This window comes from Nonomuraea sp. ATR24, assembly GCF_041950485.1.
GTDB lineage: Bacteria > Actinomycetota > Actinomycetes > Streptosporangiales > Streptosporangiaceae > Nonomuraea > Nonomuraea ceibae.
Genome location: NZ_JBGNUU010000006.1, coordinates 360,373 through 381,492 on the forward strand (window position 1 = coordinate 360,373; position 21,120 = coordinate 381,492).

At 69.1% G+C, this 21,120-nt stretch carries 22 protein-coding genes; 11 read left to right on the forward strand and 11 right to left on the reverse strand.

Annotated features, from left to right (window positions below):
- Positions 1-80: 80 nt before the first annotated feature.
- A complete protein-coding gene (locus tag ACBI99_RS18885; protein WP_375072896.1) occupies positions 81-1,304 on the forward strand; it encodes a cytochrome P450 in 1,224 nt (407 codons plus the stop codon).
- Here ACBI99_RS18885 and ACBI99_RS18890 read toward each other — a convergent pair.
- Together ACBI99_RS18890 and ACBI99_RS18895 are read right to left on the reverse strand one after the other, a co-directional pair.
- A complete protein-coding gene (locus tag ACBI99_RS18890; protein ID WP_375072897.1) occupies positions 1,285-1,500 on the reverse strand; it encodes a hypothetical protein in 216 nt (71 codons plus the stop codon). The genes ACBI99_RS18885 and ACBI99_RS18890 overlap by 20 nt on opposite strands.
- Positions 1,497-1,661: a nitroreductase/quinone reductase family protein gene (locus ACBI99_RS18895; protein WP_372455386.1), complete on the reverse strand. Its 165-nt coding sequence runs from the start codon at positions 1,659-1,661 to the stop codon at positions 1,497-1,499. The genes ACBI99_RS18890 and ACBI99_RS18895 overlap by 4 nt, the downstream gene beginning before the upstream one ends.
- A gap of 1,034 nt (positions 1,662-2,695) precedes the next feature.
- Between ACBI99_RS18895 and ACBI99_RS18900 the strand changes: the two genes are divergently transcribed.
- Together ACBI99_RS18900 and ACBI99_RS18905 are read left to right on the forward strand one after the other, a co-directional pair.
- Positions 2,696-3,718 carry a Gfo/Idh/MocA family protein gene (locus ACBI99_RS18900; RefSeq protein ID WP_375072898.1) on the forward strand — a complete coding sequence of 341 codons (1,023 nt, stop codon included), beginning with the start codon at positions 2,696-2,698 and terminating at the stop codon, positions 3,716-3,718.
- A gap of 181 nt (positions 3,719-3,899) precedes the next feature.
- Entirely contained in the window at positions 3,900-4,052 is a 153-nt protein-coding gene (locus ACBI99_RS18905) for a hypothetical protein (RefSeq protein WP_375072899.1), read from the forward strand.
- Between the two features lie 603 nt (positions 4,053-4,655).
- Here the strand turns inward: ACBI99_RS18905 and ACBI99_RS18910 are convergent.
- Complete coding sequence (locus ACBI99_RS18910) at positions 4,656-4,811, reverse strand: hypothetical protein (protein ID WP_375072900.1); 156 nt, start codon at positions 4,809-4,811, stop codon at positions 4,656-4,658.
- Between the two features lie 284 nt (positions 4,812-5,095).
- Here ACBI99_RS18910 and ACBI99_RS18915 point away from each other — a divergent pair, with 284 nt between their 5' ends.
- From ACBI99_RS18915 to nuoH, 5 genes are all read left to right on the forward strand, one after another.
- The gene (locus ACBI99_RS18915; RefSeq protein WP_219508584.1) at positions 5,096-5,827 is read left to right on the forward strand and encodes a hypothetical protein; all 732 of its coding nucleotides are present in this window, start codon (positions 5,096-5,098) and stop codon (positions 5,825-5,827) included.
- A 207-nt stretch (positions 5,828-6,034) separates the two neighbouring features.
- Positions 6,035-6,313: a hypothetical protein gene (locus ACBI99_RS18920; protein ID WP_375072901.1), complete on the forward strand. Its 279-nt coding sequence runs from the start codon at positions 6,035-6,037 to the stop codon at positions 6,311-6,313.
- A 178-nt stretch (positions 6,314-6,491) separates the two neighbouring features.
- Positions 6,492-7,142 carry a GNAT family N-acetyltransferase gene (locus tag ACBI99_RS18925; protein WP_375072935.1) on the forward strand — a complete coding sequence of 217 codons (651 nt, stop codon included), beginning with the start codon at positions 6,492-6,494 and terminating at the stop codon, positions 7,140-7,142.
- A 51-nt stretch (positions 7,143-7,193) separates the two neighbouring features.
- Positions 7,194-7,970 (forward strand): helix-turn-helix domain-containing protein, encoded by a 777-nt coding sequence (locus ACBI99_RS18930; RefSeq protein WP_375072902.1) that lies wholly within the window; start codon positions 7,194-7,196, stop codon positions 7,968-7,970.
- A gap of 55 nt (positions 7,971-8,025) precedes the next feature.
- Positions 8,026-9,273 (forward strand): NADH-quinone oxidoreductase subunit NuoH, encoded by a 1,248-nt coding sequence (nuoH, locus tag ACBI99_RS18935; protein WP_375072903.1) that lies wholly within the window; start codon positions 8,026-8,028, stop codon positions 9,271-9,273.
- On the opposite strand, the gene ACBI99_RS18940 is transcribed toward nuoH, so the two are convergent.
- Entirely contained in the window at positions 9,261-9,509 is a 249-nt protein-coding gene (locus ACBI99_RS18940) for a hypothetical protein (protein ID WP_375072904.1), read from the reverse strand. The genes nuoH and ACBI99_RS18940 overlap by 13 nt on opposite strands.
- A 212-nt stretch (positions 9,510-9,721) precedes the next feature.
- Positions 9,722-10,621: an Ig domain-containing protein gene (locus ACBI99_RS18945; protein WP_375072905.1), complete on the reverse strand. Its 900-nt coding sequence runs from the start codon at positions 10,619-10,621 to the stop codon at positions 9,722-9,724.
- 38 nt (positions 10,622-10,659) lie between these two features.
- Between ACBI99_RS18945 and ACBI99_RS18950 the strand changes: the two genes are divergently transcribed.
- The gene (locus ACBI99_RS18950) at positions 10,660-10,866 is read left to right on the forward strand and encodes a hypothetical protein (protein ID WP_375072906.1); all 207 of its coding nucleotides are present in this window, start codon (positions 10,660-10,662) and stop codon (positions 10,864-10,866) included.
- A gap of 439 nt (positions 10,867-11,305) precedes the next feature.
- A complete protein-coding gene (locus ACBI99_RS18955; RefSeq protein ID WP_375072907.1) occupies positions 11,306-11,935 on the forward strand; it encodes an RICIN domain-containing protein in 630 nt (209 codons plus the stop codon).
- A gap of 156 nt (positions 11,936-12,091) precedes the next feature.
- Here ACBI99_RS18955 and ACBI99_RS18960 read toward each other — a convergent pair whose 3' ends face one another.
- The 6 genes from ACBI99_RS18960 to ACBI99_RS18985 all read right to left on the reverse strand — a co-directional run bounded on the left by ACBI99_RS18960 (position 12,092) and on the right by ACBI99_RS18985 (position 20,419).
- The gene (locus ACBI99_RS18960; protein WP_375072908.1) at positions 12,092-12,502 is read right to left on the reverse strand and encodes a hypothetical protein; all 411 of its coding nucleotides are present in this window, start codon (positions 12,500-12,502) and stop codon (positions 12,092-12,094) included.
- A 136-nt stretch (positions 12,503-12,638) separates the two neighbouring features.
- Entirely contained in the window at positions 12,639-13,052 is a 414-nt protein-coding gene (locus ACBI99_RS18965) for a hypothetical protein (RefSeq protein WP_375072909.1), read from the reverse strand.
- 193 nt (positions 13,053-13,245) lie between these two features.
- Positions 13,246-13,392 carry an IPT/TIG domain-containing protein gene (locus tag ACBI99_RS18970; RefSeq protein ID WP_375072910.1) on the reverse strand — a complete coding sequence of 49 codons (147 nt, stop codon included), beginning with the start codon at positions 13,390-13,392 and terminating at the stop codon, positions 13,246-13,248.
- A 1,144-nt stretch (positions 13,393-14,536) separates the two neighbouring features.
- Complete coding sequence (locus ACBI99_RS18975; RefSeq protein WP_375072911.1) at positions 14,537-17,551, reverse strand: S8 family serine peptidase; 3,015 nt, start codon at positions 17,549-17,551, stop codon at positions 14,537-14,539.
- A 734-nt stretch (positions 17,552-18,285) separates the two neighbouring features.
- On the reverse strand, positions 18,286-19,737 hold the full coding sequence (locus ACBI99_RS18980) for an MFS transporter (RefSeq protein WP_375072912.1): 1,452 nt from the start codon (positions 19,735-19,737) through the stop codon (positions 18,286-18,288).
- 292 nt (positions 19,738-20,029) lie between these two features.
- Positions 20,030-20,419, reverse strand: coding sequence for a RidA family protein (locus ACBI99_RS18985; RefSeq protein ID WP_219508571.1), 390 nt, complete (start codon positions 20,417-20,419; stop codon positions 20,030-20,032).
- 69 nt (positions 20,420-20,488) lie between these two features.
- Here ACBI99_RS18985 and ACBI99_RS18990 point away from each other — a divergent pair, with 69 nt between their 5' ends.
- Positions 20,489-21,091, forward strand: a complete 603-nt coding sequence (locus tag ACBI99_RS18990; protein WP_375072913.1) for a CGNR zinc finger domain-containing protein — start codon at positions 20,489-20,491, stop codon at positions 21,089-21,091.
- Positions 21,092-21,120 lie beyond the last annotated feature (29 nt).

Below are 21,120 nucleotides of genomic sequence, written 5' to 3' on the forward strand. Positions count from 1 at the left end.
TGGCCGATGAGTCATTGACCGCACACGGGTTGTTTCGTACGTTCATGGGGCTCGTCGGACGGCATCGCCGGGAGGCGCTCATGACGGAACTGTCCAGCACCCCATGGCCATGGCCCGACCTTCCGCCCGGTCCGCTCGGCACCGCCTCCCCTGAACTGGCCCGCAGGCTCGCCGAGGCTCCGGCGGAGCCCGTCACGATGCCGAGCGGGGACCAGGTGCCGATGATCGTCGGCTATGAGGACGTCCGTACCGTTCTCGCCTCGCCGGCCAGCAGCCGCAACCTGCGCGAACCCGGGCTTCCCAGGATGGTCAGCGGCACCTCCCTCGAGGACGACCCCTCGGCACTGATCAACCAGGACCCGCCGGAGCACACGCGATACCGCCGCATCATGCAGGGCACCTTCACCCCCCGACACATCGAACGCTGGCGGCCACGCGCGGCCGCGATCGCCAGCGAGCTGATCGACGCGGCCGGCCAGGAGTTCGACCTGGTCACCGATTTCGCCCTGCCGCTGCCCGCGCGCGTGATCTGCGAGATGCTCGGCGTCCCGATGGACCGGTTCGACCAGTTCCGCGGCTGGACGGAGATGTTCCTGTCCACGTCCGAGGCGAGCGCCGAGGCCAGGGGAGAGGGATTCGCCGCGTTCATGGCGTACGCCGGCGAGCTGATCGCCGAGCACCGCGCCAAGCCGGGCGATGACCTCATCGACCTGCTCATCGAGGCGCGCGACGAGGGGGACAGGCTCAGCGAGCCGGAGCTGACCCACATGGTGTTCACCCTGATCATGGCAGGGCACGAGACCACCGCATCGATCATCATCCGAGGCGCGTTCCGCCTTCTGTGTCACCCTGACCAGTACGCGCAGCTGGCGGCCCGCCCCGAACTCCTGGAACCGGCGGTGGAGGAGATTCTGCGCTGCGAAGGTCCCGGAGGGAACGGCCTGCTCAGGCTGGTCACCGAGGACATCGAGCTGCCCGGCGGCGTGATCCCCGAAGGCACCGTCGTGCTACCCAACCCCACGGGCGCCAACCACGACCCGTCGGCGTTCGACGACCCGCTGCGGTTCGACATCCGGAGGTTCGCCGGAACGGCGCCGCCCAATCCGCACCTGACGTTCGGCCACGGCCCCCACTACTGCCTGGGGGCGAATCTGGCCAGGATGGAACTGCAGGAAGCCTTCCGCGCCCTGGTGACGCGGCTGCCCTCCCTCCGCGCCCAGGAGGACCTGTCGACGCTCCGCTGGACCAACGACGGACTGATCCATCGCCCGGTCCGGCTCCCGGTCAAGAAGAACGCGTCTTGACCGGCCTCTTGATCCGTGTAGGGGGAAGGGCGGCAGGACGAGCTGGCGCGGGCATGGCGTCGTCGTCGGGCCAGGGCCAGGCCGAATGGGCCAGGTTCTGTCGGGCGCGCTGACCCTCTCCGGAGACGATCACTGGAATCCGGCGGTCGAGCTTGCTCCGGCAGCCGTTGTACTGCGGCCACAATCGCGTCATCATCCGCCACAGGCGCCCTCGATCGGCCCCGATGGCCTCCGACGCCCGAGCGGGAAGCTCTCCGGGCCGACCTGCGGATCAGCGAGCAGATTGAGATACCAAGCCGGATGCGCGGCCAGACTTCCACCGGACCCCACCACTATGTATCTCCCCGGCCCGTACATGCCTTCGCCTGTACGGCGGAGTTCGCCGCCCGACTCCACGTACTCCCCGATATGCCGGGCGACCCATGCGGTCGGGCTGTCGGCGAGCCCGGGCCGGAGGCAGCCGACACGGTCGGTGTCGTGTTTGACTCCCCGGGCGGTGTCGCTTGACCGGCGGCTGCTCAGGCGCGGCGAGCCCGGCCCATTGCGGCTCCGGTAGGAGCGCGTAACGGTCTACGCACCTACGCCGGCGCGGTGTTCGACCTACGCCGCAAGCACGCTGACCTGTGGGCAACCCGCGTCGAGGGGTCATCCGATTCGCTCGCTCACAAGAAGGCGCAGGCTGCCAAGGCCACAAACGGCGCCCGGCGGGCAATCCGGTCACCATGAGCTCACTCGGCACGGCCAAGCTGTTGATGCTGGTCAACGGCGGGACCGGCACCCTAGGGCAGACCCCGGACGGCACCAGTATCAGCGCCGACGTCATTAGCGACGCCTCCCTCCGTTCTTCAGGAGCAGGCTGGCCGAGCAAGGCATGAACGTCGCCCGCTCCACCACCAACTGGTGCGGCGCCGGCCACCCCATCACGCCTCGCGGTGGATCGGCGCTGACGGCACCGTGACAATTCCCGGCCAGGGCATCTCGTACGGGCGCGAAGTGCGGCCGCGCAACCAGACGGCCGAGGTGACGTACGCCCACAAGAACGGCTGGGTGAACAACTCCGGCGCGGACGCGGGGATCGTGAGTGCCCTGCCCGGCAAGGGCGGCGGGCGCGGAGAACGTGGGGTTCGCCGAGCGGCCGGCGAAGCTCGGCAAGGTCATCGACGAGTACGAGAAGCGCCACTTCTCCTGAACTCCGCCGCCCCCTGACGGCAGTGCCGGACGGGTGCGGGCACGAGCGTTCCGCCGCTGTCGCGCCGTGCCGGGCGGCTGTGCGGTTCAGTTCCGGTTCACAACGCGTGCGTACGTTCGTGGACCAGGGTGGCGCCGAGCTCGATGAGACGGCTCTCCGGCAGGCGGGAGGTCGGCCCGGACACGGCGATCGACCCGATGCAGTGACCACACCCGTACGCTTCGGCGTCGTCGGCCTCGGCGAGATCTACCAGCTCGCCCACCATCTCGCCTTCCAGCGGGCGGCCGGCCTGGAGGCCGTGGTCGTCTGCGACCTCGACCAGGACGTCGCCACCCGGACGGCGCAGTCGCTCGGCGCCGAGGCCGGCACCGACTACCGACGGCTCCTCGATGACGAGCGGATCCAGGCCGTCGACCTCGTCCTGCCCCACCACCTGCACTACAAGATCGCGCGTGAGTTCCTGGAGGCGGGCAAGCACGTACTGATCGAGAAGCCCATGACCGTCGGCGCCGCGGACGCGCGCGAGCTCGTCGCCCTCGCAGCCGACAAGGGCCTCAAGTTCACCGTGAACGAGAACACCCGGTTCGTCCCCGCCTATCAGGCGACGCTCGACGCCGTCACCAGCGGCGAGGTGGGGGACGTGACCCTCGTCCGCACTCTGATCAGCGGCAACGAGTTCGGGCGGCTCGGCAACCCGAGCCTGTGGAAGGGACGCCAGGACGGCTCGGGCGGCGGCACCATCATCGACGCCGGCGCCCACTCCTTCTACCTGCTGAAGTGGATGTTCGGCGAGGTCGCATCGCTGCGCGCGCTGTCGGAGCGTCTCGTCGACGTCAGCCAGGTCGAGGACTGGTCGGTCGTGGCCGGCCGGATGCGGTCGGGCGCGCTCTTCTCCGTCGAATCCACCTTCACCTCCGGCGGGCCGTGGAACGAGCGCCTCGAAGTGCACGGGACCGAAGGGCTCATCGTCGTCGACCAGCACCAGAACCCGCCGGCCATGATCTTCCGCGGCAAGCGTGACCATGCCGGATCGCCGCTGCCCGGCACGACGTACGAGCCGGGCACCTGGAAGTACAACTCGATCGCGGCCGGGGTGGAGAGCTTCGCCCGTTCGATCGCGGACGACGAGCCGACCGCCGTCTCGCCCGAGGACGGCGCGTACGCGGTGCACGTCATCGAGCTCGCCTACCAGTCGGTGGCCTCGGGCTCGGCCGTCACGGCCTGAGGCTCCCCCCGACCCCTTGGACGACGGGCATGCCGGCCATCGAGGAGAACAACCAACGGCATGGATTAACGCACCCAGGGCGCGCACTCCCGTCCCGATTGGCACGAGCTGTGCGCGTTCCTGGGTGTGGAGCCTTCCGTGCCCGGCCGGGCGTGGTGAAGGCGCAGTCCCGCTGGTCGCGGTGAAGGGCACTCGGCCGCACGGCTCGCCTTCGGGGGAGGCCGAGGTGGTGCACACGGTGATGGGGGAGCTGCTGCCGCTCCGCCGCGACGTGGCCGAGCGGCTGGAGCCGGCGGATCTGGCCTGGCGGACCACTCCACCAAGGACTCCTTGACGCCTGCGCCCAGGGGCCGGGCGCCGCCGGCGCGCGACGCAACTGCCGGCGGTTGTGCCGCCTGTGCAGCGCCGTGACGACAAGGCGCAGCGTGCACACTCTCAAGCTCCACCCTGAACTCCAGAACATGGCGGTGGAGACGGTAACTCTCTCGACGGTGCGCGGAGCCAAGCCGGGAGCGATGGTCAGGGCCGCGAGCACGTCGGTCTCAGGTCTGGCGAGCGGCATCACCTCGAGGCCCCCAGGCTTGCGGCGGTGCACTGCTCGGGGAGTTCGCTTCTGCTGTCATGCGAGGTGCAGAGGTCGTGGTCTCGGACATAGGGAGGTTTTCAAGGATTTGGCGGTGTACCAGAGGCCCTGGGCGGTGAGCACCACGCCGCCGATGACGACCAGGCCGGTGGCGGCCTGAATCAGGGTGTGATGGGCGGCGTTGACAGCCTCTACGCGCTCGTTGGGGGTCAGCTGCCTGCGTTCAGCGGCCGTCAGTGAGGTGGTCTCGCCGGCCAGGCGGCGGGCCGCTGGGCCGATAAGGAACGATGATCAAGCTGGCCCCTCCTGCCAAGGCCAGTCCAGCCAGGATTCAGCGCGTCCAGTCCGGGCCACTCAGCAAGCAAGGATGCCGCCGAGCAGGCTGTCACGCCCGACAGTGTCGGCGCCCTTGACGCTCTGGGAGTCGATGATTCCCGCGGACGGCTCGCCGTCACGGCCGTCCTGGCGGCGAGCCTTGATGCGCAGCTCGCACAGAAGGGCCTCGGTCACGCCGGCCTGCTCCCACTGCTGGAAGTACCAGTACACGGTCTGCCAGGGAGGCAGGTCGGTAGGCAGGTACCACGTAAAGGATGGCGTTGACGATCTCCCGCCGCGGGTGCTTCTCCGGCCGCCCGCCGGTCCGAAACAACACCCCAGCGGTACGATGCAAACACCGAACCGGGCAGCTGGCCGTACCAGCAGCACCAGCGGGCAGGACTTCTCCGTCAGGGGGCGTGGCCGTACCGCGCCCACCAGCGGTTTTCCACGTACCTCACGTTGATGGAGAGCCCGTCATGACCTCTGCCGTCCCTCGCGCCTTCCACTGCGAGCACACCCGCGCCAAGAGCAGGGTGTACGCCCTCGTCGAGCGCTCCGGCCAGCCCGCGACCCTGCATGCCATACTGACCTGCACCGATCCCGCCCTCGCTCAGCACGCCGCCTACCTCCTCTCCTCGGTGCTGGAGAACGGCCTGGGCCCCGCCGCCCGCGCTGAGTCGGAGCGGATCGCAGCGGCTCTGCCCGACGCGCCCGCCGCCTCCTTCCGCCGTACGCTGGCCGATGTCGTGAACGGGACCTGGGCCGACGCCCCTGAGCTGGCCGGCACGTGGGAGTCCCTGCGGCGCGGCCGCGGCGACTCGGCCGGCCTCGGTGGCGACCTTGAGAGCCGCACGCCGCATGACGCCCGCCTCGACGCCTTCCCAGGGCCGGTCGTACGCACGATCAGCCTGCTGGAGGTGCACGTCCACGACCCCGCTCGCCTACTCGCGGCGGCCACCGCAACGGGCTGGAGGCCGCTCGACGCCGAGGCCCTCGACGAGGACGACAGCCACGACGTCGTCGGAGCCGTCATGCACTTCGTCAACGGCCCGGAGTTCCTACCTGGCGCCGACCAACTGATGGAAGCCACGCAGGCACGGCTGCTGCGCGTCGACAGGGGCGATGAGGTGAGCGACTGGAGCACCGCGCCCGTGACAGCGAGGTTCGACACGGGAACGAGGTCCGAGCACGACGACCAGGCCGACTGATCGCTACCCCATAGGCACGTCGGCGCGGCCGAGCACGAAATCGACTCGGCTGCGCCCATCCTGCCCACCGACATCGCCCCGATCGCCACCGGTGCCCGGAGCCGCGACATCGACGTCAAGGTCGCCCCTCTCACCCCGACCGAGGCCAGATTCCAGACGATCCAGGCACTCCCCAACCCGACCGGCATAGACGCGGCACTGCACACCGTGGCCGCCGCCAACCTGTTCCGTGACATGAGCGGCATGGCCGAGGTCAGCAAGGTCCTCACCAAGGGCATCGAGCTGGCGGCCGGCAACGACCAGGCCGCCGCCCAGCGCACCGGCGAGGCCATGAAGACGGCCGCCGAACACATGCAGAAGATGGCTCAGATCGCCCTCGAAGCGGTGTCGAAGGCCGTCCCCGCCGGCCAGGCCGCCCGTAGTCTCAGCGCGCTCGGCGGCATGCTCAACCAGTCCAAGAACGGGGCGGGCGGCGGCAAGGAGTAGTGCCCGCACCAAGGTGAGATGCCTCCGCCGCGCACCAGGCGGAGGCCTCAGTCCCACCCGTAACGATCAAAAGAGACGGCCACCCGTCCTGGCGGAAGTGACCGTACAGCAGGGGCTCTGGCCCGGGATGCGTGAGCAACTGCTTGCGCACCTGCGGGAAGAGCGAATCGAGCCGCCCATGCGCGACCAGGGTGAGGCGGATCGTCGGGTCGGCACCGCGGCAGGGTTGAGCCGCCGCCGTCGGACTCGAACCAGCTGCCGTTCGCCCACAGGTGCATCTCGGAGTCCAGGCGATCTCGTCCCATGCCCGCATCCGGACCTTCTGGAACGTAGGCCGGCATGCCCAACCTGCGGCGACACGCCATCCCCGCCGGCTCCCCAATCCTCTACAGCCGGGCCAAATGGCCACGTCGGCGGCAGCACCGCGCCTCCAGCTCGACGACGAGCCCCGCCGTGTTCGGGGCCTCCGCTTCCTGACCCGGACGTCTGGGGCAGCGGCATCGCGAGGGCCCTGCTGACGGCCGTGCTGGACGGGATGCGGGATGCCGGGTACGACGACGTGCATCTGTGGACCCTCCGCGACTCCACCCGGGCGCGCCGGTTCTACGCCAAGCACAGCTTCACCGAGACCAGCAGGACCCACTTTTACCCATCGAGGAAGGGCCCCGCTGGCCCCGATCGAGCTGGAGCGAGCGGTAGGCGAGGCTCGATCAAGGACATCCCTCGCCCGGGAGGTCCACGCGCGATGCCCCGTGGGCCCACCAGCTACCTTCGGGGCTGTTGGAGTGTCAGGCATGCTAGGCACATGAAGGATTCCGAACGTGTCTGACGCACGTCAGGCACGCGCCATGCTCCTGCCGGCCGCGGCATGATCCACTCGGTGCCCGCGCTGAGGCAGGCTGAGCCGTACGAGATGATCGTGCGGCGGTCGCCGCCGCACCTGCGCCCGTACGCGCTGGGGGCGGCGGGGTTCCGGACGCGGACGGCGGCAGACGCGCGGATGCTGCCGCTCAACGCGGCCACCTTGATCGTCGACTTCACCGGCATGAGCCCGATCGTCACCGGCCCGCGCGCCACCGCGACGTTCGCGGTTCACACGCCGTGGCGTCACGGGATGGCGGTCGGGCTCACCCCCGCCGGGATGTCCGCGCTGACGGGCGCGCCGGTCCGGGAAGTGGCCGGGGCGACCGTGCCGCTCGCTGACCTCCTCGGAGCCCGGGCCGAGGAGCTGGCGGGGCGGCTGGGCGAGTCAGCGAGCTGGGATGAGCGCTTCGCCCTGCTGTGGGAGCGCCTGACGGCGTGGCTGTGCCCCGGCCCGGGACGCGACCACCTGATCATGCGCGCCTGGTGGCGGCTGCAGGCCCCGGACTGTCCGCGCACGATCGCGGGCCTCGCCGCCGAGCTCGGCGTCAGCAGGCGGTACGTCGAGCTCGGATTCCGCAGAGTGGTGGGCCTGTCACCCAAGACCGTCGCCCGGATCGCCCGCTTCCAGCGGACCGTGGACAGCTGGCGCCGCCCGTCAGCCACCCTGGACGCGGCCCTGAGCTGCGGTTTCGCCGACCAGCCGCATCTCAGCCGGGAGGTCAGGGCGATGTCGCGGCTGACGCCCGCGCAGCTGTTCGCATTCGTTCAAGACACCGGGCGGCTCGCCGAATAGCGTGCCTTCCGCTCCCGGCCGAACGGCGTGCCGGGACGGGAAGGGGCAGCACGTCATGGGAGCCACGCTCGCCGACTTCGGCAGGGATCCGCTGGGGATCACCATCGTCAAGGCGGTGTTCCTGTTCCTCTTCCTGTCGCTGGGGGTCGTGTTCGGGGTCTGGTTCGAGCGCAAGCTCATCTCCAGGATGCAGAACCGCATCGGACCCAACCGGGCGGGGCCCCTCGGGATCCTGCAGTCGGTGGCGGACGCGATCAAGATGGGGTTGAAGGAGGATCTCCTCCCCAACACCGTGGACAGGGTGCTGTATCTGCTGGCTCCGGTCATCATGGTGGTTCCGGCGTTCGTGGCGTTCTCGATCGTGCCGTTCGGGCCGAAGGTGTGGATGTTCGGGCACCAGACGCCGTTGCAGCTGGTCGACCTGCCGGTGGCGGTGTTGTTCATGCTGGCGATGGGGGCCATCTCGCTGTACGGGGTGGTGCTGGCCGGGTGGTCGTCGCGCTCGCCGTACGCGCTGCTCGGTGGTTTGCGGTCGGCGGCGCAGGTCGTCTCGTACGAGATCGCGATGGGCCTGTCGTTCGTGGCCGTCTTCATCTTCGCCGGGACGCTGTCGACCTCGGAGATCGTGAACGCGCAGACGTCGCTGTGGTACGGCGTCATGCTGCTGCCGTCGTTCCTGGTGTATGTGGTCTGCATGTTCGGTGAGGCGGCGCGGATTCCGTTCGACCTGCCCGAGGGTGAGGGTGAGCTGGTCGGCGGGTTCCAGACGGAGTACTCCTCGTCGCTGAAGTTCGCTCTGATCATGATGGGCGAGTACCTGCACACGTTCACCGCCTCCGGCATCGCGGTCACCCTGTTCCTGGGTGGCTGGCGGGCGCCGTTCCCGATCTCGCTGTGGGCAGGCGCGAACGAGGGCTGGTGGCCGATGCTCTGGTTCTTCATCAAGTTCGCGCTGACGTTCTGCTTCGTCATCTGGGTCCGAGCCTCGCTGCCCCGCGTGCGCTACGACCAGCTCATGTCCTTGGGCTGGAAGGTCCTCATCCCGGTCAACCTGGGCTGGATCCTCCTCGTCGCCGCCGTCCGGACGATCACGCAGAGCCCGGGGATCGTCTCCATCGCGCTCGGGGGCGTCATCGTCGTCGGCGTACTGGCCATCTGGATGAGGTTCGACACCGTCGGCCAGCGGCGACGGGAAGCCAGGAAGGCACGGGTCGACGCCGAGTTCGAGGAGCTCGGCGAAGAGCCGACCGCAGGCGGCTTCCCGGTGCCGCCGCTCGATCTACCGCACTATCACGGCCGCTGATCCGCCACCCGGGCGCTGACCAGGGTGGCCCGCCGTTCGGCGAGCCGGGGCCACGGGTGGCACCAGGAGGCCGACGAGGGCGATCCAGCCGGGCGGCTCCAACCCGGGCACAGCGGGGTAACGACGGCCGGGCCGAGGAACTCCAACGCGCTCATGCCCATCCCGAACAGCCCCCGGTACTGGCCGATGGCGCGCGGCGGGGCGAGCGCGAAGGACAACTCGAAGCCGCCGGCCACCTACGGGCCCTCAGCGCAGAGTTCAGGACGAGTTCGCGGACCTCGCGCCGCTCGCCCCAGTGCCTTACATGCCTTACAAGATCGTTCACGGCGTGTGTCACGGGTTGCTCCTCTCCTACCCGCACCGAGCGGGATCGGAGAGGAGGACCGACCCGGGACCTCAGACGATACGCACCGTCGCTTTCCGGCGGATTTTCCGTGGGGGCACAAGATCAGCAGGTGGGGCAGGGGGCATCGCGCCGGATGCGCCAGGTGAAGGTGGTGCTTGCCTGGCCGCCGCCGACGGCCGTGACCGTGACGTTGTAGCTTCCTACACGGGGCGTGCCGCTGATCAAGCCAGTCGTCGTGTCGATGGTCAGCCCGGGCGGCAGACCGGTCGCCGACCAGGTGTAGGACCCGCTCCCGCCGGTGGCCTGCATCTGCAGCGACACGCGGTCCGGGAGGTACGTGTTCTGGGTGCCCGGGTTGACGACCGTCATCGCCGGCGAGGGCGTGGGGATATCCGGCGGCGGGCAGTCGAACAACACCGGACCAGACCCTGTCGATCGGGTGATGAACTCCGGAGACCCCGACAGGTATTGGACCGTGGCGGTCGCCCGGCCCGAGTAATAGCCGGACTCGCACACCTCGCCCGGGCTGGGGGCGCCGAGGCCGAACAGGGGGACCAGAGTGGTGTACTGCCAGACGTCGGTGCGGCCGGTCACGGTTACGCCGGGGCCGCCGATCAGCCCGTGGTAGAGCAGCTCCACGGTGAGGTCGATGCGGCGCACTGGACCGTCACACTGGACCGTCGCGGTGTAGTTGACGGTCTTGGCGTCGGTCTTGCTCGGTGGGCTGCCCGGCGAGACCCACCAGCAGACGTGGCCGTCGGGAAGGTCGGCGGATGCCGGGGCGGCGTCGATGCGGCGCGCTGGACCGTCGCACTGAACCGCCGCACTGCCGTTGACGGTCTTGCTCGGTGGGCTGCCCGGCGCGCCCGACCAGCAGTTGTCGCCGTCGGGAACGGTGGCGGATGCCGGGGTGGCCAGGCCCAGGAATGCGATGGAGAAGGCGGCTGTGACCAGGGCCAGGAGGATGCGGGATAAATGGCGATACCACAGATTCACACGCATCGCTGGATGGTCTCACGGGACATCAGCGTCGACAATGGGTGAGCCCGGGGCCGGGGCGTGCACTCGAAGACAACCTGCTCACGCACAACGAGGCCTTCCAGCACGACGTCGTCGACCGCCACCGGCTCGCTGGTGAGAAGCCCCGCTACGAGGACCCCGCCGCGGCGGGGATCGACCGCGCATGGCTGGCCCGGACCGTAGCCGTCCAGCACGTCACGGCCACCCGCGACAGCGACGACCAGTAGCCCCCGGCGTTCGCGTCGTCCAGCGCCGACGGCGGCATAGGCGTCCATGCGGTCGGCGAAGACGGCGTTGATGAGGTCTTCGCGGGTGGCGAAGCGGCGCGACAGGGTGGCCTTGCCGACGCACGGCCTCGCAGGCGATGCAGGACATGGAGACGCCGAGGCCGTAGCCGGCGTACAGGCGGCGGGCCGCGGCCAGGACGCGTTCGCGGTTACGCTCGGCGTCGGCAAGCGGCATTCGCACCCGGCGTCTTCCACGCTGACGTAGCGCACCGCAGACCCGACGGTCAGGTAGCGCCGGTAGAACACCACTGCCCTTCTTGCCGCGCACCAGCCCTGGGCTGAGAGGCGCCCGTTCTCTTGATCGACACGTTCGTACAAGCCACGCAGGTGATCTCGCCGCATTCTGAGGTCAGACAAACCCCCCAGAGAAAGGCGTGGCATGAGGTCCTTCTTATCCATCGTCATCGCGGTACTCATCGTCTGGTTCGGGGCGGCTCCCGCCTCGGCCGCGGAGCCTCCCACCATCTCAGCGGTCGAGGCGTACGAGCAGGTCAAGAAGAACGCCGCGGACGGTGTCGGCGGGCGGCGACTGGCGAGCGGAGTCACCGTCTACGACTCTGATCCGTTCTTCTTCCACGTACGCGCCTACGGAGACTCCTACTGCCTGGACAACTTCGCCAGCGGCAATGGGGCGAACAACTCGCCGGTCGGCTTCTGGATCTGCAACCGCGGCATCACCGAGCAGTGGCGGTGGCGGTACTACAGCTCCACCGCCTACTACGGATGGGAGCTCGTCAACCAGGCCTCAGGACGCTGCCTCGACTACCCCGAATCCGCCGACGGCCAGCTCGGCTGGCAGTTCAACGTCTACGACTGCAAGGAGGGCGCCGCCGGCGGCCAGACCTTCAGGCTCTACAGCAACGGCTCCAGTCTCGCTCTGGCCTCTCCGGTGAGCCAGTGGTACGCCTGCCTGGACGGGTACTCCTCGCGCTGGCAAGGCAGCGGCAGCCCGGTCGGACTGTGGCGATGCGACCTGAACAACCCGAACGACTACCAGCGCTGGTACTGACACACCATCGTCCTGCGGCTCAGGACTCAGGCCACGGCGGCAGAGCGCGCAACCTGTCAGTCGCTTCTACGAAAAGACGGGAAGCCGCCCGGACGGACGGCTTCCCACTGCCGGGCTGTGGCCGCCCACAGCCATACGAACGATCTGGGGCCACGGTCACCGGGTCACATAGACGCGGGCGTGGGTCCAGGTCGGCCAGACGTAGTCGAAGTTGGTGGTGCCGGCGTTGTACGCCTGGTAGCGGTAGCCCGGCTCATAGGGCACATACAGCTTGTCGGTCTGGCAGTATGTGGGTCCCCGGCCGGCCTTGGTACAGCCTTTGATTTTTTTGTAGATCTTGTTGCGGGCCCAGACAATGATCTCCGGCCGCATGATCGCCTGGGGCTTGTTGCACGTCATCATGCCGATCCCGAACATGCGCTCGCCCTCGCGGTCGAACACGACATAGTTGCTGCAGCCCTTGTACTCCCCTCCCCACGCCGAATCAGCATGGGCGGGAGCGACGGAGATGGCCACCATGGCCATCGCTGCGGCGCCGGCGCCGACTGCCTTGAGTGCGTTTCTCATGGACCACGCCTTTCCATGAAGAGTTCGAGTTTCTGCGTGCGCATGTCAATGGTGCGGCGCGATCGCGGTCAGAGCTTGTACGAACGTGTCGAATCCCCGACCTGCGAGGCGTCATCGCAGGGACCGGGCACGGACCTTAGTCGTCGCCTTCGGCCAGCGTGGCGGCGAGCGGTTGGAGCAGGCCGGCGAGCTGCGTCCGCTCATCCCCACTGAGCGCGGCGAGGTCGGGCGCTTCGGCCTCCCACTGAGTGGGCGCGGCCGGGTCCAGGGCGTGGCGGGCGGTGAACGCGTGCCAGCGCGGGTCGCTCGCCTTGCCCGGAGCTGCCGGCAGCCCGTACGCGAGCACGTGCTCGCGGGTGAGCGCGATCCGTTCCACGGCCAACCAGCAACCGCTGGTTCGGGCGAGCCAGTCGGTCAGGATCGCCTCGCCGCTGGCGTCGTCATCGCCGACGTAGGCCAGCACCGCCAGGCGCGGATCGCCGCAGTCGAAGGTCCAGCTGGTGATCTGGGTCCGCAGCGTGTCCTTTTCGGCGGCCAGGTGCAGTGCCACCGGCTGGTTCTCCGTCCGGTCGCGCCGGTACAAGTCGGGGACCTGGGCGAGGATTTCGCCGGGATCGGTGCAGGCCGACGGGGGGTCTCGCGCACCGCGTCGATCAAGTCGGGGAAGTCGCCGCACAGGCGCGCCTCGGCCAGCTGGGCGGAAAGCTTGCGGTAGGCCGCCGCGGTGTTCGGGATGATGCCGGTCACGGCGGCGCGGTCAGGGTGAAGTTTCGGCCCTTGATCGTGATCGTCGTGCCGCCGGCGACCGGGCCGGTCGCCGGGCTGACGGTGCTGATCTCCGCAGCCGGGGACATCGCGTCGAACTCCGACTGCCGGATCAGCGTCCCCACGGTCTTCCACAGCTTGCGCGCCTGCGGGGGAAAGATGGTGCCCTCCGGCCGGAAGCCCTCGATCAGGGTCCTCGGTGACCTCGACGATCGGGTCGGTGACCGGGACGGCGGCGGTGGTCTTGGTCAGTTGGGTGCCGTTGGCGGCGTACAGCGTCATGGGTTCCCCCGGTAGAAGCGGCCAGCAGGGGGCCGTCTGACGGTGCCGGCGCAACGATGGCGTTATCAGCCGCTAACGTCCCGCCGGCCACCGGACCCGCGTCTGAGGGGCAGCGCACCTGCCGGCAGAGGGCGGCAGGTGAACATACCGCCGGCATACCCAAGTTTGGTTGGCTTCTCGGCATCCATCCGTCCTCACCACTGAGGGGCCACCTATGAGGAAATTCGCCGCCGCCGCCATGGCCGTCGCCGCAGGCACAGCCGTTCTGATCACCCCTGTCGCGGCGCACGCGGAGACCCGCATCTGCAAAGCCGGGATCAATCGCTACATGCCCGGCGCCCCCGATAAGGGAAGCGCCTCGTGCACATCTGGAGACGGGCTCTACCGCGTCTTCATGACGTGCTCGGCCAAGGCCACCGGCGGCGACACCAGAAACTTCTCTGGTCCGTATCGGGTGCCTGGCACCCGGTCGTCAGCGGCGACGTGCGGATCGACACGTCCTTGGGCCATCAGCGTGAGGGTGGACTGGGACTAAGGGCGAGCCGGACGCAGGCCGGACCAGCCCTCGGGCCCAGACGTGAAGATCCTTAGTAGACGACGCCGGGCCGGTGGGCGTGGCCGACAACTCCTCGCCGGCGTTCATCTCCAGCAGCGCGAGCGCGCGCGGGCTGCCCGCGATCGGGCGGGGAGCCTGCGGGTCGTGGACGAGCTGGTAGGCGACCGGCCGACGCAACACCGTGCCGCGCTGCAAGAGCGGCAACCAATCCGCGTGCCTGCTGTACCGGAATGACGGGACATCCCCTCACCCTGGCCGACAAGCGCTACCGAAGATCCCGGCGTGAGACCGCACGGACCCGCCGGCCGCAAGCGCTCTTCCCGGCGATCCACGTAAGCGGGTCGCGGATGAAGGACAGGTAGCGGTTGCCGGAGCGGCGGGGACACGAGGTCTCCGCCGCTCCGATGTTCAGCCGACAGGTCGGTCGGTGCTCATGGGGTGATGGTCACGGGGATCTCGATGACGGGGTTCCGGCCGCTGGTGGACCTGATGGTGATCTTGCCCGTGCGTTCGGTTTCGCCGCCGGCGGCGGTGACGGTGAGGGTCGCCGCCTGGTTCTTCACCAGTCCGCCCTCGGCGGGGGTAACGGTCAGCCAGGCCGAATCGCTGGTGGCTTCGAAGGAAGTGGGGACGCCATGGTTGGTGAGGGTGACCGTTGCCGTGGTGGTGCCGCCGGGTGGGGCGATCAGGTCGAGTTCGCCTGGTGCGGCGGTGATCTTGCCGGTGACGAGTTCGATGTCCATGGCGGTGATCGCGCCGTGGGTGACGGTCACGTTCCTGTAGGTGGTGCCGTAGTTCGGCGCGTAGACCTTGGCGTTGTGGCTACCGGCGCGGATCTGGCCGGTGAAGGTGCCATCTGCGCCGGTGGTGAAGGTCGCGACGTCAGGGAACTCCACGGTCGCGTTCGCGATGGGCTGATGGTCGTTGGCGTCGGTGACAGTGCCGCGCACCACGCCGTAGTCGGCGGCGGTGAAGGTCAGGCTCTGACCGTTCTTGATCGACAGGGTGTTGTGGGAGTACTGCAACGCATCGGTGCCATCGGCGTTCTCGATGCCGATGGTCGCGCTCGCGCCTCGTTCGAGCGGGCTGTCGTCGATGTCCTTGTAGCGGTAGCTGATCGTGCCGTTCTCGCCCAGCAGCACCGAGAAGGAGACGCGGGCGGTCAGTGACCTGTTGTTCCTGACGTTGCGCCATTCGATGACGAACGACCGGTGCGGGGCGGTGCCGACGGTGGCGGTGTAGACCCCTCCGGCCGGCTCCACGACGAGATCCTCCCAGTAGGGAAAGACGGCGAGAACGTTGAACGGAGAAGGCAGAGGGGTGTTGCCGGCGTCGACGGCGGTTTTCCCGAAGGAGGCGAAGCCGCCGGGCGTCACCCAGATGTCGGAATACGCCTTGCCGTAGAAGGGCACCGGGAACGGCGCTGTCACGCGCACGGTCTCGACGTTGCCCTCCAGGGGGAGACGGTCGGTGCCCGCCACGTACGGTTCGGAGCCGATCGCGCAGGTATAGCCGAAGTCGTCGTGTCTGTTCGCCAGGGTGGCGTTCCTGGTCGTGTTCCCGGTCACGGTGATCTGCTGGGCGACAGGGGCGACACAGCGGGAGGCCGAGGTGATCTCCAGCCGGTAGGTGTCGTGCGGGAGTGTGAGCTCATACCGGCCGGAGGAATCGGTCACGGCCTTCACCGGCCTGGTGGAGAACGCCACGACCGTGGCTCCTTGCTCGGGGACGCCCGCGGTGGTGATCGTCCCGGTGAGCACGGCGTCCGGTCTGCGGGTAAGGGTGACATCGGCCGTGGAGCTCTGGCCGTCCACGACGGTGGCGGTGGTGGTGACCGGGCTGTATCCGAACTTGGACACGGTCACCTGGTAGCTGCCCGGGGGGACGCGGAGCAGGGAGTAGGTGCCGTCCTGGCCGGTGCCGCCCGTGCGGCCGACCGGCCCGGTGACGGTCACGTCGGCTCCGGACAGGGGCCGGCCGTTCGCGGTGATGGTGCCGTTCAGGGTGCCGAGTGGATCATCGGGTGCGGCCTGGACGGCGGCGTAGGCGTCGAGACGGCCCTCGCCGTAGACGTTGTTGTCGGCGGCCGTACCGCCGCACGTCGTGTCCGGCGTGTCGATGGCGGTGCCGTCCAGCAGCGCCCGGGTGGCGGCCACGTTTCGCCGCAGCGAAGGCGCGGCCGACCAGATCAGCGCCACAGCCCCCGCCACCTGCGGAGAGGCCATCGAAGTGCCGCTCCAGACGGCGTATCGGCCCTTGGTGATCGACGAGCGGATGTCGACGCCGGGAGCGGAGATGTTCGGCTTGATCTCACCGTTCTCGCCGGCGCCTCTGGAGGAGGACCCGGGGGCCGTGCCATCCGCGCCGAACGCACCCACGCTGTAGCTCTGAACGTATTCTCCAGGGCTTTGACTGGTTCCACAGTTCGGGCCGGCGTTGCCGTTGGCGAACATCGGGAAGATGCCGGCGGTGACCCATGTGTTGATGAGACTTTCGAACGCCGGGTCGTTCGTTCCGATCGTCCAGGACGAATTGACGATGTCAGGGGATAGATCGGTGCGCGGGTTCTGGCCGTTCAGATCGGTCGGTGCGACCATCCACTCGCCGGCCGCCCAGAGCGCGCTCTCGTCGCAGTGACTCCCGTCGCAGGCCCTGGCGGCGATCCACTTGACCCCGGGAGCGACCCCGATGCCGTTCTTGCCGGCGATGGTCCCGGTCACGTGGGTACCGTGGCTGACCTCGTCGCTGTCACATGGAGCCGGGGAGAAGCACCCCTCCAGGAACGTGCCCCAGTTGTAGTTGTGGTCCACATAGCCATCGGGCCGCAGTCCACGGTAGCTTTCGGCGATCTCCGGATGCTCGAAGTCCGCTCCGCTGTCGATGATTCCGACGACGATGCCTTCGCCCCGGTTGTTGTCTTCGTTCCAGACACGGGGGGCGTTGATCCGGTCGATGTTCCACTCGACGGCGTTGGCCTTGGCTTCGGCCTTGCCGGGGACCGGCTTCGGCAGCTTGGCGCGGCCGACCGGGTTGACGGAGGCGACCTCGGGGAGCGCCGCGATCTCGGCGGCGAGCTTGGTGTCGGCGGTCACTTGCACCCTGTTCACGATCCAGAACGGGGTGTACTTCGCTTTCCGGTCTGTCAGTAGCTTGCGCAGTCTCGCCTGTGTTCTCTTCGCGTACGCGGTCTTGGCGTCGTAGACAGCCTTGCCCTTGGCGGCCTTGGGGGTGGCGGCGCGGGCGGCTCGCAGGTCGGCCTCGCCGTTGAGGCGGACCATGAAGGTGGCTTCGCCGTCCTTCAAATCGGCCAGGACTGCTTTGTCGATCTTTGCTGGTTCGGGGGCGGCACTTGCGGGGCTCTGGGGGAGTAACAAGCTGAACCCGGCGACCAGGGCGACGAGCGTCCGGGTGAGGATCGATCGCCGGAGTGGCGGGGGGAGGGACACGAGGTCTCCTTCGGGTCGAATCACTTGCGATTTCAGAGGCCAGGTGCCGAGACGGTGGTGAGCGCCGTACGGGCCGAGGGACTGGTCAAGACATTCGGCACCTGTCGAGCCGTTGACGGGACCGGGGTGGCGCGGCCGTCACCCTGCCGGGGAGCATGCCGCGCGGGCCGTAGCGCGGTCGATCCCACCGGCTGCCGGTGTGCGGTACAGCCTGCGCTACCTCGTGGCAGCCGGGTTCCGGACGGCGAAGACCGGGAACCGCAAGTGGGCGGACTGGCCCATTGCCAGCGGCGGGCCAATGTTCAAGGTCGCGTAATTCGCCCGCCGGTTGCTCGGTGGTTGCTCTTCGGTCACCGGTCGGGGGGCGATGCGCTCTCACAGATGATGGCCGAGCACCCGGCCATGCCGTTCCGGCTTCGCCGCAGGCCTTCTTCAAGGCCCGCTCACTCCACAACCTCGCTCTGGCCTGACGCACTGACGTCGCGACGTACTGTGCGCGGCGTGACTTCGAGCCGGTCGGCGAGCTTGGGCCGGTCCAGATCTGGCGCTGCTGCAGCAGCCCGAGCAGGGTGCGCACCCGCTCCGTCGTACGCCGCTCGTCAGCGCTTGCCACGTCCATGTCACCCGCTCGGCCAGGAATGGCGGACCGGGTCTGTCCGCGGAGGATCACGGAGTTCTCCAGCAGAGAGCTCCCAGGAACCTGCCGCCTTACCAGCTGGCTGGCAAGATCGCGGCTATGCCGCCTTCACTTCGTCGATGACGACCGCGCGCGTCAGGTCACGTCTCTTCGGGGTCTTCGGAAGTACGAGCACCGCCACCGCCCCGGCGGCCACGACGCCGGCGCAGGCTCCGAACGCGAGGGAGTATCCGGAGGTCTGCGCGCTGGCGTGGGAAGCGGCCAGGGTGGTCAGCGCGGCCAGGCCGAGCGAGCCGCCGATCTGGCGGGAGGAGTTGAGGACGCCGGAGACCAGTCCCGCCTCGCCGGGGCCGATCCCCGCTGTGGCGGCCATGGCGATCGGCGCGGAAGTGAGGCCCATTCCGCCGGTGATGAGCACGCCCGGCAGCACGATGCCGGTGAGCAGGCCACTGTCCGGCGTGATCGTCGCCTGCCAGGCGAAACCCGCCGCCGAGATCAGCGCGCCTGTGGCCAGCAGCGGACGCAGGCCGACCCGGCCGGCCAGCCACGGCGTGGCCTTGGAGGCGACGATGATGGCGAGGGTGTGCGGCAGGAACGCCAGGCCCGCCTGAAGCGCGCTGTAGTACAGGACCTGCTGCATGTAGAGAGACAGGAAGTACCAGACCGCGAAGCCCGCAGCGCCCAGCAGAAACTGTACGAGGAGCGCGCCGGACACTGAGCGGGCCCTGAAGACCCGTAACGGCATCAGCGGCGCCCGCGCGAACCTGGCCTGCACCAGGACGAACACGGCCAGGGCCAGCACGCCCACCCCCATGGGGATCAGTGCGCGCGCCGCACCCCAGCCGTACGCGGGGGTTTGCAGCACGCCGAACTCCAGCGCCGACAGCCCCACCGTCACCGTGATCGCCCCGGTCAGGTCGAGCCCGCGGGTGCCGAGGTCGCGGCTTTCGGCAAGCAGGCGGAGCGCGGCGATGATCGCCACCGTTCCGATCGGTGCGTTGATCAGCAGGATCCAGCGCCACGACAGGTAGTCCGTGAGCAGTCCGCCGACGAGCGACCCGGCCGCCCCGCCGGCCGCCCCGACCGCACCCCAGGTGGCGATGGCCTTGGCCCGCGCCGGCCCGGCGGGGATCGCGGTGGTGAGGATCGTCAGCGTGGCCGGGGCGACCACCGCCGCGCCGAGCCCCTGGATCGCCCGCGCGGCGATCAGCAGCCACGGCGTGGTGGCGAGCCCGCCCGCCAGGCTGGCAATCGCGAATACAGCCAGGCCCGCGACGAAGGTACGCCTGCGTCCGTAGAGATCGGCCGCCCGGCCTCCCAGCAGCAGGAACCCGGCGAAGGTGAGGATGTAGCCGTTGACCACCCATTGCAATCCCTCGGCACCCAGGCGGAGGTCGGATTCCATGGCGGGCAGCGCGACGTTCACGATCGACACGTCGAGAACCATCATGAACTGCGCCAGGCAGACCAGGCCGACGATCGACCAGGCGGGGGCGGGCGATTTAGTGGAGCCTCGCCCGGCAGGGGGTGCATCAGCTACGTTCGTCATGCTCGGAACCTGTCCTGAACCCGTCAGTATCGGGATAGTCGCTGGCTCGCCGGCTTGAGTGCGGATCAAGGCTCAGCGGGCAGTGGTTTCGTGAGTGTTGCGGCGGTGGCCGGGCCCGCGGCCCGTACCAAGCGGATGGGGGCGGGGCAGGCCGCCCCCACGGCATCTGCCACCTCTGGGCTCGCAGCGGGCACGTTGACGGGTGATCTCCACCTGGTCGTCGCCGTTAGATCGCCTCAGCGTCAGAACCGGGCCATTCGACGACCGGTGGATTGTCCTGCCCCCGAGGGCGCTACACGACGGCGACGGCGTCGATCTCGACGAGGAACCCGGGACCCAGGCCGGCAACGACGTGGACGGTGATGGCCGGCGGCGGGTCGGCCCGGTTCCACACCTCCTGGAAGGCGGCCACGCCCTCGTCGAACGTGTTGCCTTCCACCACGGCGATGCGCCAGTGCACGATGTTCGCCAGGCTTGCCCCCTCGCTCTCCAAAATGGTCGTGAGGTTGCGGAACGCCTGCCTGGACTGCTCCCCGACCGTGGGCCCGACGACTTTCCCGTCGGCGCCGACGCCGTTCTGCCCGCCGATGTAGATCGTCTTCGCCGGCTGCTCGACCACGACCGCCTGGCTGAAAGCCGGGCTGCTGTGCATCCCGGCGGGGTTGATGTGTCGTACGCCCATGTGTGGACCTCCTCCGTTGAGGACACCAGTTATACTGGTGTCGCTGTCGACACCAGTTATAGTGGTGTCATGCGAGCGAGTGCAACCGGGCGAACGTTGCACGACCCCAAGGGAGGGTCGTTCTGGTTCGATGCCGGCGCCGTCTGCCTGGACTTCGCCCACACCGGCGGCGAGGGTCCGTACGCGGTGTTCGAATCCCTCCACGAGCCTGCCGACCTGGCCGAATGGCTGGCCCACCCGTCGATCGCCGCGGTCATGACGGCCCCCCTGACGGTCCACGAACTGACCGCGGCCAAGGCCCTGCGCCAGGCCATCTGGGACGCGGCGCACGCCCGGGCGGCGCATCGGCCCCTCCCCGCCGAAGCGATCGAGACCATCAACCGGGCCGCAGCCGCGGCACCACTGGTCCCCGAGCTGGCCGCCGACGGCACGACCGCGGGATGGGCGCCGCCGGTACGGGCCGCGCAAGCGCTGTCGACACTGGCCCGGGAGATGATCGAGCTGTTGTCCGGGCCACTCTCCGGGCGCATCCGCGAGTGCGCGAGCGACAACTGCCCGCTGGTGTTCGTCGACACGTCCCGCCCCGGCGCCCGGCGATGGTGCGCGATGGAGCGCTGCGGCAACCGCCACAAACTCCGGGCTCGCCGCGCCCGGCAGGCCACGGACCCGTGACGCACCCTCAAGCGCGGACAACGCCCTAT

Excerpts from the sequence above, each read along its gene's own strand:
- ACBI99_RS18885 (WP_375072896.1), top strand. The coding sequence starts at position 81 with ATGACGGAACTGTCCAGCACCCCATGGCCATGGCCCGACCTTCCGCCC.
- ACBI99_RS18945 (WP_375072905.1), bottom strand. The coding sequence starts at position 10,621 with ATGCGTGTGAATCTGTGGTATCGCCATTTATCCCGCATCCTCCTGGCC.
- ACBI99_RS18895 (WP_372455386.1), bottom strand. The coding sequence starts at position 1,661 with ATGTACGGGCCGGGGAGATACATAGTGGTGGGGTCCGGTGGAAGTCTG.
- ACBI99_RS18955 (WP_375072907.1), top strand. The coding sequence starts at position 11,306 with ATGAGGTCCTTCTTATCCATCGTCATCGCGGTACTCATCGTCTGGTTC.
- ACBI99_RS18925 (WP_375072935.1), top strand. The coding sequence starts at position 6,492 with ATGCGCGACCAGGGTGAGGCGGATCGTCGGGTCGGCACCGCGGCAGGG.
- ACBI99_RS18890 (WP_375072897.1), bottom strand. The coding sequence starts at position 1,500 with ATGATGACGCGATTGTGGCCGCAGTACAACGGCTGCCGGAGCAAGCTC.
- ACBI99_RS18915 (WP_219508584.1), top strand. The coding sequence starts at position 5,096 with ATGACCTCTGCCGTCCCTCGCGCCTTCCACTGCGAGCACACCCGCGCC.
- ACBI99_RS18980 (WP_375072912.1), bottom strand. The coding sequence starts at position 19,737 with ATGACGAACGTAGCTGATGCACCCCCTGCCGGGCGAGGCTCCACTAAA.
- ACBI99_RS18990 (WP_375072913.1), top strand. The coding sequence starts at position 20,489 with ATGCGAGCGAGTGCAACCGGGCGAACGTTGCACGACCCCAAGGGAGGG.
- ACBI99_RS18960 (WP_375072908.1), bottom strand. The coding sequence starts at position 12,502 with ATGAGAAACGCACTCAAGGCAGTCGGCGCCGGCGCCGCAGCGATGGCC.
- nuoH (WP_375072903.1), top strand. The coding sequence starts at position 8,026 with ATGGGAGCCACGCTCGCCGACTTCGGCAGGGATCCGCTGGGGATCACC.
- ACBI99_RS18985 (WP_219508571.1), bottom strand. The coding sequence starts at position 20,419 with ATGGGCGTACGACACATCAACCCCGCCGGGATGCACAGCAGCCCGGCT.